The organism is Chryseobacterium taeanense (assembly GCF_900099685.1).
GTDB classification, from domain to species: domain Bacteria; phylum Bacteroidota; class Bacteroidia; order Flavobacteriales; family Weeksellaceae; genus Chryseobacterium; species Chryseobacterium taeanense.
In genome coordinates this window covers 1-10899 of record NZ_FNDW01000009.1, presented here as the reverse complement: position 1 = coordinate 10899, position 10899 = coordinate 1, and the positions used below count along the sequence as shown (strand labels likewise).

Below are 10899 nucleotides of genomic sequence, written 5' to 3'. Positions count from 1 at the left end.
ATTTTTCTTGTATTTAAAAGTTTATAGAAAATACGATCTGATTTTCACAAATTACTTTTATAATAATAATTTTTAAAAAACTCAAGCAAAATCAACTTGAGTTTTTTCTCTTCAAAAAAAGCAACAAAGTTGCAATAAAGAAATTTAATACCTAGTTTTGCAATAAAGTTAGTTTAATGAAAACAAAAATTTTAGATTATATCGGTATTTCCGCGGCAGTTGCCTGCCTGATTCATTGTATACTGTTTCCTCTGTTGATGATTATTCCCATAGGAATTTCGCATAATCCTTATATTGATCTGGTATTCCTGCTCATAGGAGCCACAGTTGTTTACAGGGTCACAAAAAGGATCTCATCATTTTGGTTAAAAGCTCTTTTCTGGGCCTCTATCTCTCTTATCAGTATTTCCGTAGGATTAGATTTTATATTTCATATTCATTCAGAATTAATATTTGCCGGTGCTGCGGGATTAATCACCGCTCATTTTATCAATTTCAAAAAACATAACCACTAGCTGATAATTAAAAAATATCATTGATCTGATAACTTAACTATCAGACTAAATATTTGTTTGAGAAATGTATTACCAGATTACAGATATATCAAATTTTAATGAATAAAAATTTTTAATGAATAATATTTTTATTCCAAATAAAATACGTTAAAAATATATTAATAGTATCACAAAAAATAGAATATTAATTTCATATGATAAGGCTTAATAAATACGTATCTTTGTATATGTCAGAATGATACCCATTTATAAGCGTAAAAACATTTTAATAAATAAATAGGAATTATCTTTAAAAATTAAATTAATCAATATGAAAATTATTCTCGCCGAAGACACTTCTTATATGAAAGAAGAAATAATCTTTACATTAAAGAAATTTAAAAACGAGGGAAATCTAATCGGGGATGAAAAAAGAAATATTGTTAAATTTTTCAACCTTACTGATTCAACCTTAAATTTTAAACTTTTCAGGCAGCGCAATATCTTAAACAGACAGGGCTACAAGCTTTACCGTAAATCTAAAGCCCGATTGTCCTTTGAGCATGCACAATTCCTCATCAGCAAGAATTTTCATACTCCAAAGCCTGTTGCTTATATTGAAAGATATGATTTTTCAGGACTTGCAGCAAATTATTACATCAGCGAGCAACTTAATAACTCAACTATTTTTACAGAAATCCTTGATGATCTTTCGTTCACTGACAGAGAAAAAATCATCAGGCAATACGCTTCCCTAATGTATGAACTTCATAACAACGGAATCGAGTTTGTTGACAATTCTCCAGGAAATTTTCTGGTAAAAAGAATAAAAAAGGAATATCTGATCTATCTTGTGGATCTTGATAAAATGAACTTTTATGACAAAATAGAACCCAAAAAACGTCTGAAAAACCTTGCAAAATTGACAAAAGATACAGAAATACTAAGTCTTATCGCTTCCGAATATGCTGCTTTATCGGGAATTCCGGAAGATTATTGTCTAAAAAAGATGAGTAAAGCTTCTACAATAAACATTTAAATATGAAAAGTATTAAAATTTATGATAGAATTTCAACACATTAATTTTCTTCATAGTATATAAAAAAAGACTGTCATATAGATGACAGTCTCAGAAAAATTAGAAGTTATTTTATTTATTTTGCTTTAAAATATACTCTTCTATTGGCTCTGTTTTTCCATTCAGGACATTTAGATGCAGGATCACATTCCGGATATTTAAGGTCAGTTTTTCCATTTCCCTGAGCATCAAGCTTTGAAGACTGCACACCGTTCTGAATAAGATAATTTTTTACGTTGCTTGCTCTTTTTTCAGATAATCTTTTGTTGTAAGCTTCTGTTCCTCTTGTATCAGTAGCTCCTACAACAGTGTAAGAACCATCAGAAGAGTTAATATAGCTCACTGCATTATTCAGGATTGGTGTGTTTGATGGCAAAATTCTGTCTGAATTAAGATCAAATTCAATTCCTTCCAGCTTTGTTTCAGTTTCAGAAACGACTCCCTGTCCCTGAGTCTGGTCAGGACATCCGTTGTTTTCAACACTTCCAGGAACTGTTACACATTTGTCATAAAGATCGATAACACCATCCAAATCTACATCCAATGCAACACCAGATCCGTCAACTCTTGCTCCGGCAGGAGTATCAAGCTGTCTGTCCCAATCGTCACATACTCCGTCGTTATCGGCATCTCCATTTTTACAAACAACAATATCTGTAGTTTTAGATTCCAGCACATCCATTCTGTAGTACATTTCCTGCAAAGGATCGTGCCACATTAAGTGAGATTCGTGTTTCCCTAGGTTAACCGTAAGACCCAAAGTGGTATTTATGAAGTTATCTGAAGCCTTGTTATTTCTATCCATACCAGCTCCATCAAATGTATCATCGGTTGTTACAACATACATTACTCTTCCTTCTAGGTCAAGACGGTTGTTGATTTTATATTTCAAACCTGCACCAGCCTGACCAAATAATGAACCGAATTTGAATGGTTTAACCTCTTTCATTAATCTTTGTCCGAATTCATCCTTCTGATACGCTCTGTAAGCTAGAGTTCCTATACCTGCATAACCATGTAAAGCCCATCTGTACGGAGATTTGTTATCAACTCTTCTTAAAAGATTTGAGAAATTAATATCCCCTAAAATTGATATAGCATCATACTGAGTTCTTGCCCCTATTTGCCCGTTTGCTCTCGCATTGGCCGGTGCTGCATCTTTCGTATTGAAGTACCCTTGTCTTGTTTCTCCACGGTCATATTGTAATTTCAAACCAAATGCATGAGTAATTGCTTTATCAACGCTGAAATACGCTGAATATCCAAACAAATCTTTACCTTTTCCGCTACTTGTTTTAATAGATACCAGATCTGCAGACTGCATTAAAGGCACACCCCCACCAAAGGAGATCGACCAGTCATTGAATCTCTTTGAAGAATTAGTAAATGGCTGTACGTTTACAGATCCCGAAGAATAAGTATTAGGATATTGCGTATTGTTCATTACCTGAAGCGAATCCTGTGCAAAAACGCATGTGGGTAATGCGATTGCTAATGATAAGATTGATAGTCTTGATTTCATATATTATTTTTTAATGTTTCGTTAAGAAAAAAGGCAGTTCAGTTTATGTAAGCACAAAACAAAATAGCCTCAATTTTTGAGTTTCAGCTCGTGCTCATCATTATCCAATTATTATACCACAAGCCCTTTATATCACATTTCAGAAGCCTGACATGCACTTGAAACATAAGAGAAAAAGAAAAAACATGGTATGTCATAAACCTGCATATCAATAATTTACAACATTTAATATGCTAAGCATATTATTTTTGAAAAAAATAAATCAATTTCATTTTTAAAGCGAAAATTAATCTATTAAATTTCATTTTTTAAGTCAAATTTCAATCAAAAATCACTCTTTATCTTATTGTCATTTAATTTTTTTTGCAGTAGATAAGGATTAACATTTATTTAATAGTAATTCAACAAATAAATATTAATATTTGTTAATTATTGAATATCAAAGCATTAGTTATGAATTATATAAATTATCGAACGAATCTCTATTTGCGATCATTACAGATTAACAATTAAAAAACTGATATACAATTAATTAAAATAATTCAATAAATAATGAAAAAAATACAATACCAAAACTTAATGACAGATATTAATTTTTTTCTTTACATTTGCTGAGAGGAAATATAAAAATGTTTTAGTTTTTTATTCTTTTGACAATTGTACCAAATTATAAAACAGAAAAGTTGCCTTATGAGAAAAATAATTCTACTATTTACATGTTTGTTCGGTATTTCAGCCTTCTCACAAATTAAGGTTCTGAAAAATGAGAGTGTGGTGGAAATTGGTAAAGATAATTCCGTAGGTTTATATAAAAAAGATGATAAATTTACGATCAACTATCAGGATCTGAACACTGCTAACCTGAACACATTCAGATCTTTCTCTTTTCAGAATCTCAATAAAGACGTATCCGGATTATATGAACTTATTATAAATGGATTTATTGACAGCCCTTCAAGCAATATCATCCTGGAACTTCCTAATGACATTATTGAGCTGCATTTTGAAAAAAACTATGGGCAACCAACCGTTCAGTTTATACAATATATAAATAAGAACAGGAAATACGTCGGTAAATCACAGTTTCTGAATAAAAAACAAATCGACAAAATCTTTGGCAGGCAAAACGGGAAATCGGCAATGTATGAAAAGCCTTCTTCGACAAATGCAGGTTCAGCAGGAGCTTCAGGGTCTAAGGACAAAAAAACAAAGAAATAATCAATTATAATAAGATTAATCAGGCTCGTTCATCAGAATGAGCTTTTTTATTTTTATTTTTGCAAAAAGATCATTATCAATTATGTCTCTTCAGATAAACAATTTAACAAAAAAATTCGGTGAGCAAACTGCACTGAACAACATTAATATTTCCATCGACAGAAACGAAATCATCGGGCTTCTTGGGCCGAACGGAGCCGGAAAATCTACCCTGATGAAATCTATTGTAGGAGCTTTAAAAATTGATGAAGGAGAAATAATTTTCAATGGAAAAAATATTACCGAATACGAAATAGAAAGCAAAAAAAACATAGGTTTTCTGCTCGAAAACAACCCGCTTTATCTCGAAATGTTCGTGAAAGAATATCTTCAGTTTGTAGCTGATATTCACAAGATTTCTTCATCAAGAGTAGACGAAGTAATCGAACTGGTAGGCATCACCCCGGAAAAAGCAAAGAAAATCAGGCAGCTTTCCAAAGGGTACAAACAGAGAGTAGGCCTTGCACAGGCTATCCTCCACCAGCCAGATCTACTGATCCTTGATGAACCTACCAATGGTCTGGATCCCAATCAAATCATAGAAATAAGGAATGTCATAAAAGAAATAGGTCAGCAAAAAACAGTATTACTCTCCACTCACATCATGCAGGAAGTCGAAGCTCTTTGCTCAAGGGTAATTCTTATTCATAAAGGAAATATTCTTCAGGACGGTCCTATCGAAGAATTTAAAGGTAAATTCGGAAGTCTGGAAGAAGCTTTTGCCAGCTACACTCAAACGAATCCAGTTGCTGAAACTGACCATTAGGAATTTACATATTAAAAATCAGAATAGTCTTAAAAATATATTTGAACTCTCCAATTCAGTGAGAGTTTTTTTATGCCGGCGATTGTTTTGTAAGATAAAAGCTGCTTTCATTGAAACTTTCTTTTGCAGCCTCATATCCGATTTGAAAGATTTTTTCTAACCGGTCTTTTCTTCTTTCAAAAGTTCCGTACGTTGAAAGTTCCTGTGAAGAGATAAACCAATCGCAATGGTCAAATTTTATTTTTTCAATTCTGTACGAAAGCAAATCGTAAGAACGAGAAACAATGGCTTTAATTGATTTGAGATCATCAATTTTAATATCATGAGGCGGAGAAACAAAAACGCCTATCAGCTTATCACATTTATCTCTGATAATGTCGGCAGGGAAATTATTAAGTACTCCCCCGTCACAATACATTTCATCATTAATAATGTATGGTGTCGTTATTCCGGGAATTGAGCATGAGGCAATAATCGCATCAACCACTTTAAAATCCTGGTCAAATATTTTTTCGATTCCGTTTACCAGTTCTGTAGCGACAATTCTGACCTCTTTATCGAGATCTTTAAGCTTCATATCTCCAAAAACAGGTGCAAGGTAATTTCTGAAAATCACCGATGAAACCAGTCCGGGTTGATTAAATGCAAAATGCTTCCAGTTGAAAAAATATACCGATTTGAAGAATTCCAGAATTTCTTCCGGAGTTTTTCCAACGGCGTACATTGAGCCGACAATAGAGCCTGCGCTGCAGCATGAAAGAATATCAATTTCAATATCTTTTTCTTTCAGAAATTTTAAAACGCCTGCGTGTGCGATGCCTTTTGTTCCGCCACCTGACAAAACGAGTCCGATTTTTTCAGAATTCATTGAATAAATTTAAGAAAATACAACAAGATACAAGGTCTGCTTATTCTAAATTTTTGTTAATTAAAAAAAGATCTGCTATTTATAATTCTCATAGTAAAAAATAAGTCATTGCCAGTCTGTATCATAGAAAAAGCCCGGAAATTCCGGGCTTTTATATTATATGTGCTTGAATTAAATATGAATCACTTCTCCGTAAGCAGCAGCAGCAGCTTCCATGATTGCTTCAGAAACTGTCGGGTGAGGGTGAATAGATTTAATGATCTCGTGACCTGTAGTTTCCAGTTTTCTGGCAACAACAGCTTCAGCAACCATATCTGTAACACCTTCTCCGATCATGTGGCAACCTAACCACTCACCGTATTTAGCATCGAAAATAACTTTGATGAAACCATCTGTATTTCCGTTTGCCGTAGCTTTTCCGCTTGCAGAAAGAGGGAATTTACCCACTTTAATTTCGTATCCTTTTTCTTTAGCCTGCTTTTCGGTAAGACCCACAGAAGCAACTTCAGGGTGACAGTATGTACATCCCGGAATATTGCCATAGTCGATTTTTTCAACATGCATTCCTTTGATTTTTTCAACACAAGTAATTCCTTCAGCAGAAGCAACGTGTGCCAAAGCCTGAGTAGGAATAATATCCCCGATTGCGTAATAACCCGGAACTGAAGTTTCGTACCATTCATTAACCAAAACTCTTCCTTTATCTGTCTGGATTCCCACCTCTTCAAGGCCGATATTTTCGATGTTGGCAGCAATACCAACCGCAGACAACAAGATATCAGCTTCCAGCGTAATGTTTCCTTTTGCAGTTTTAACCGTAGCTTTTACACCTTCTCCACTTGTATCAACACTTTCTACAGAAGCATTAGTCATAATTTCAATTCCTGATTTTTTCAGAGATTTTTCCAAGTGTTTAGAGATTTCTTCATCTTCTACAGGAACGATGTTTGGCATGAATTCCACAACCGTTACTTTTGTTCCCATGGTGTTATAGAAATCGGCAAATTCTACCCCGATCGCTCCGGAACCTACAACGATCATCGATTTAGGCTGCTCAGGAAGAGATAATGCCTGTCTGTATCCGATTACTTTTTTACCATCCTGAGGCAGGTTTGGTAATTCTCTGGAACGCGCTCCGGTAGCGATAATGATATGATTTCCCGTATATTCAGTTACTTTACCTTCTTTATCGGTAACAGAAACTTTTTTACCTTTTTGTACTTTTGCAGTCCCTAAAATAACGTCGATTTTATTCTTTTTCATTAAGAATTCAATCCCTTTGCTCATTTTGTTGGCTACGCCACGGCTTCTCTGAATTACATTCGGAAATTCAAAGCTTCCTTCTACTTTATTTAAACCATAATCTTCAGCATGATTGATATAATGGAAAACCTGAGCCGATTTTAATAAAGCTTTCGTCGGAATACATCCCCAGTTAAGGCAAATTCCTCCCAAACTTTCTTTTTCGATAATTGCAGTTTTAAAACCCAACTGTGCTGCTCTGATTGCAGTAACATATCCACCAGGACCACTTCCGATGACAATAATATCGTAATTCATTAGCTTAAAATTTTTATGCGAATTTAAGGAAAAATATTGGATGTTGAGTGTTTCTTACGCTACAACTGACATGGTATCATCCATTACAAAAAGAAAAAGAGAGCGCCGGAACACTCTCTTTATTTTATTGTTTCTAAATTGATGACTAAAGAAATATACTTCCTCAGTCATTAAGTTTTACTTTACCGCTCTAAGCAGTCTTTTTTCATTTCTGTATCTTTCATTAAGCGCTTTCAGCTGGGCATTTTTCATTTTTTTGGTTGCCAGCGGATGGTTAAGGATCATTCGCTTTTCCTTATTATATCTTTTTTCCAGTTCCCGCGCTTTATTGTTATATAGTTCTGTTTTTGAAGGATGCGGAGAAACAGGTGGTCGAGGAGGATGTTTCTGTGCAAATACATTCGACGACAAACCTAAAAATAAAAGTGCTGGTATAAAAAACTTTTTCATGAGATTTACTTTTTTGAATGATTTTATTAATTACTTTCAATAAATCCATTCCGTTTCGAAGCAGATATTACACATATCATACCATATTTTTCAAAAAAAGTTTATTCAATTTCAACATTCTGTTTCAAAGTCAGATTCTTTGAAGAATTCCCTACAAAAATTCTGTACGTTCCTTTCTCTACGATATAGTTCATTTTCTCGTCTAAAAACTGCAGATCTTTCACAGGAACTTCAATTGAAATTTGTTTTGATTCTCCCGGTTTTAAATATACTTTATAAAATCCTTTTAGTTCAATAATAGGTCTTGAAACCGAGGCGAGCAAATCTTTCACATAAAGCTGCACTACCTCACTTCCAGCTTTTGAACCTGTATTTTTTACAGTTACTTTAGCAATAATCGTATCGTTTGCCTTAAATTTTAATGTATTCAGTTTTAGATCAGAAATATCAAAAGTCGTATAGCTCAATCCGAAGCCAAACGGATATAAAGGTTCACCGCTCAAATCATAATAATCGTTTCCTCTTCCGGTCGGATGATGATTGTACGTTAAAGGCAATTGTCCTTCCTCAATGGGAAAGGTAATCGGCAATTTCCCCGAAGGGTTTTCTTCTCCGAAAAGAACTTTTGCCACGGCATTCCCACCCTCTTCGCCCGGGTACCATACATCCAGAATAGCTCCTACTTTATCTTTCCAATCGGTTGTTTTTACAGCAGAACCGCCTACCAATATTACACTTACCGGTTTATTTAATTTTGAAACTTCATGAATAAATGGTTCCTGATTTCCGGGAAGGCTTAGCGAAGAACGATCCTGAAATTCTCCTTCGTGAATTCCTGCGGTTACAATGATATAATCTGCATTTTGAGCAAGCTTTAAAGCATCATCAAAATCTTTTTGATAGTCTTGCAAACCATAATTCCAGATCAGTTCGATGTTGGCTTCTCCCCTATTTTCATGGAATTCAACAACAATATCATATTTTTGACCTTTCACAAAATCAAATGCAACTGTTTTTGTTGAATAGCCTAACTTTTCCCAATTATCAATCAATAGCTTTCCATTTAAAAACAATCTGAAACCATCATTTCCACGAAGTCCCAATTGATATTTTCCTGAATTCGGAGCTTCCAATTTTCCTGTCCAACGAACGCCGTAATTGTCGGGTTGTAATTTCTCAGGATTTGGAGAATACAAAGTCCATTTGAAATTTAATTGTTCATCCTGTCTTTCAAAAGCCGGATTTCCTTTTAAATCAGGATTAGAAAAATATGTTCCTTTTAATCCTTTTTGGTTTTCAAAAGATAAAAACTCACTAGGAACAGTTGAAAATTTTTTCAGATTCCAGTCGATTCCTTTTGAATAATTGACTTCAATATTTTTGTTTTTAACAAAGCTTTTAATTCCATCCAAAATACTCACTTTCTTATTTCCCGGACCGGAATAACCGCCTAATCTTGCATCAACAGCATCGGTTCCAACCACCAAAATTCTTTTATAATTTTCAGAAACCGGAAGCGTCTGATTATTATTTTGAAGCAACACAAACGATTCAACGGCAGCTCTTTCTGCTAAAGGTTTATGATTGATTTTCTTTAATTCTTCAATCTCTTTATCGGAAACATAAGGATTTTCAAACAAACCCAATTCAAATTTTGCTCTTAAAACTCTCGAAACTGCATCATCAATTCTTTCCTGTGAAATTCTACCATCCAGAAACGGTGGAATAAACAATTTATAATGTTGATATTCTGTTTGAAAAATTACATCAAGACCTGCATTCATGGCCTGCGCAGAAGCATCATCATAATCTTTTGCCGTAAAATGCAGCACATTGGCACCTCCAACTGCACTAGCATCGCTGATGACGAAGCCTGTGAAATTCCATTCTTTCTTTAATTTTTCGGTTAGTAACCAATGATTTGCTGTTGAAGGTCTTCCATCCAATAAATTATAAGAAGTCATCACAGAACGACTTTTACCTTCTTTAAAAGCTTTTTCAAATGGAATTAAATGCGTTTCTTCCAAATATCTTTTACTCCAATGAATCGGGTACGAATCGCGGCCTCCTTCTCCCACATTCGCTAAAAAATGTTTTGGTGTAGTGATGATTCCCTGGCTTTCAAAGGAACTGACAAAATTCACACCCATCACAGAAGTCAGGAACGGATCTTCACCATAGGTTTCCTCGGTTCTTCCCCATCGCACATCGCTTGCAAGATTCACCACAGGTGTTAAAATCTGTCGGATTCCTCTCAATTTCGATTCTTTAGCAATTGCTGTTGAAACTTCTTTCATCAGTTCAGGATTAAATGTGGCCGACAAACCGATCGCCTGCGGAAAAGCTATTGCGCCTTCCCTCATTAATCCGTGCAAAGCTTCATCAAAAGGAATAATAGGAATTCCCAATCGTGATTCTTCAACAAAATATTTCTGGATGGCATTGATTTTTTTAGCCAATCTTTCTGCATCTTCATTGGCGTTATAGGTCAGCATTTGCCCTGCTGCTCCACCTCCCTGATTCCCTGCACTCACCTGTAATCCAAAAATCCCGTGAGAATATTGACCTTTCGGAACGTTATCCAAATCTCCGGGAATCATGAAGCATTGCCAGAATTTTTCTTCAGGTGTCATTCTTTTTAATAGATCCTGAACTCTGGCTTCAACAGGCTGCTTCGGGTCTTTGTATAATGGTTTTTGAGCGGTAATAAATGTTGTGCTCAATAACGAAATCATTATAATTTTAAATCGAAGTTTAAAATGCATTTTAAGAATAATTTAATTTAAGATTTGTTCTTTTACCTTGAAGCAAAAGGTACTGTGTTAATATGCAAATTATTTTTTAAATTTGTTTAAACTATTTTAGGGGAAAGCTATTATTTATCCCGTTCAGACAGGCGAAACC

General features: G+C 34.5%; 9 protein-coding genes. 4 read left to right on the top strand and 5 right to left on the bottom strand.

Annotated elements, in window-relative coordinates; translation table 11 throughout:
• The first annotated feature begins 176 nt into the window (after positions 1-176).
• Together BLR30_RS12595 and BLR30_RS12590 are read left to right on the top strand one after the other, a co-directional pair.
• Positions 177-515: a MerC domain-containing protein gene (locus BLR30_RS12595; RefSeq protein WP_089859342.1), complete on the top strand. Its 339-nt coding sequence runs from the start codon at positions 177-179 to the stop codon at positions 513-515.
• Between the two features lie 310 nt (positions 516-825).
• Positions 826-1533: a lipopolysaccharide kinase InaA family protein gene (locus BLR30_RS12590; protein WP_089859339.1), complete on the top strand. Its 708-nt coding sequence runs from the start codon at positions 826-828 to the stop codon at positions 1531-1533.
• A 115-nt stretch (positions 1534-1648) separates the two neighbouring features.
• Here the strand turns inward: BLR30_RS12590 and BLR30_RS12585 are convergent, their stop codons facing one another.
• On the bottom strand, positions 1649-3094 hold the full coding sequence (locus BLR30_RS12585; RefSeq protein WP_089859336.1) for an OmpA family protein: 1446 nt from the start codon (positions 3092-3094) through the stop codon (positions 1649-1651).
• Positions 3095-3784: 690 nt separating this feature from the next.
• On the opposite strand from BLR30_RS12585, the gene BLR30_RS12580 reads away from it, so the two are divergent.
• Positions 3785-4312, top strand: a complete 528-nt coding sequence (locus BLR30_RS12580) for a hypothetical protein (RefSeq protein ID WP_089859333.1) — start codon at positions 3785-3787, stop codon at positions 4310-4312.
• 82 nt (positions 4313-4394) lie between these two features.
• The gene (locus tag BLR30_RS12575; RefSeq protein ID WP_089859330.1) at positions 4395-5117 is read left to right on the top strand and encodes an ABC transporter ATP-binding protein; all 723 of its coding nucleotides are present in this window, start codon (positions 4395-4397) and stop codon (positions 5115-5117) included.
• Between the two features lie 70 nt (positions 5118-5187).
• Here the strand turns inward: BLR30_RS12575 and BLR30_RS12570 are convergent, their stop codons facing one another.
• The 4 genes from BLR30_RS12570 to BLR30_RS12555 all read right to left on the bottom strand — a co-directional run bounded on the left by BLR30_RS12570 (position 5188) and on the right by BLR30_RS12555 (position 10730).
• Positions 5188-5985, bottom strand: a complete 798-nt coding sequence (locus BLR30_RS12570; protein ID WP_089859327.1) for a patatin-like phospholipase family protein — start codon at positions 5983-5985, stop codon at positions 5188-5190.
• Positions 5986-6156: 171 nt separating this feature from the next.
• Positions 6157-7545, bottom strand: a complete 1389-nt coding sequence (gene lpdA / locus BLR30_RS12565; RefSeq protein WP_089859324.1) for a dihydrolipoyl dehydrogenase — start codon at positions 7543-7545, stop codon at positions 6157-6159.
• 177 nt (positions 7546-7722) lie between these two features.
• Positions 7723-7995, bottom strand: coding sequence for a hypothetical protein (locus BLR30_RS12560; protein ID WP_089859320.1), 273 nt, complete (start codon positions 7993-7995; stop codon positions 7723-7725).
• Between the two features lie 101 nt (positions 7996-8096).
• Positions 8097-10730, bottom strand: coding sequence for a glycoside hydrolase family 3 N-terminal domain-containing protein (locus BLR30_RS12555; RefSeq protein WP_228400764.1), 2634 nt, complete (start codon positions 10728-10730; stop codon positions 8097-8099).
• Positions 10731-10899 lie beyond the last annotated feature (169 nt).

Coding starts and splice junctions, on each gene's coding strand:
- BLR30_RS12595 (WP_089859342.1), top strand. CDS start 177: ATGAAAACAAAAATTTTAGATTATATCGGTATTTCCGCGGCAGTTGCC.
- BLR30_RS12590 (WP_089859339.1), top strand. CDS start 826: ATGAAAATTATTCTCGCCGAAGACACTTCTTATATGAAAGAAGAAATA.
- BLR30_RS12585 (WP_089859336.1), bottom strand. CDS start 3,094: ATGAAATCAAGACTATCAATCTTATCATTAGCAATCGCATTACCCACA.
- BLR30_RS12580 (WP_089859333.1), top strand. CDS start 3,785: ATGAGAAAAATAATTCTACTATTTACATGTTTGTTCGGTATTTCAGCC.
- BLR30_RS12575 (WP_089859330.1), top strand. CDS start 4,395: ATGTCTCTTCAGATAAACAATTTAACAAAAAAATTCGGTGAGCAAACT.
- BLR30_RS12570 (WP_089859327.1), bottom strand. CDS start 5,985: ATGAATTCTGAAAAAATCGGACTCGTTTTGTCAGGTGGCGGAACAAAA.
- lpdA (WP_089859324.1), bottom strand. CDS start 7,545: ATGAATTACGATATTATTGTCATCGGAAGTGGTCCTGGTGGATATGTT.
- BLR30_RS12560 (WP_089859320.1), bottom strand. CDS start 7,995: ATGAAAAAGTTTTTTATACCAGCACTTTTATTTTTAGGTTTGTCGTCG.
- BLR30_RS12555 (WP_228400764.1), bottom strand. CDS start 10,730: ATGATTTCGTTATTGAGCACAACATTTATTACCGCTCAAAAACCATTA.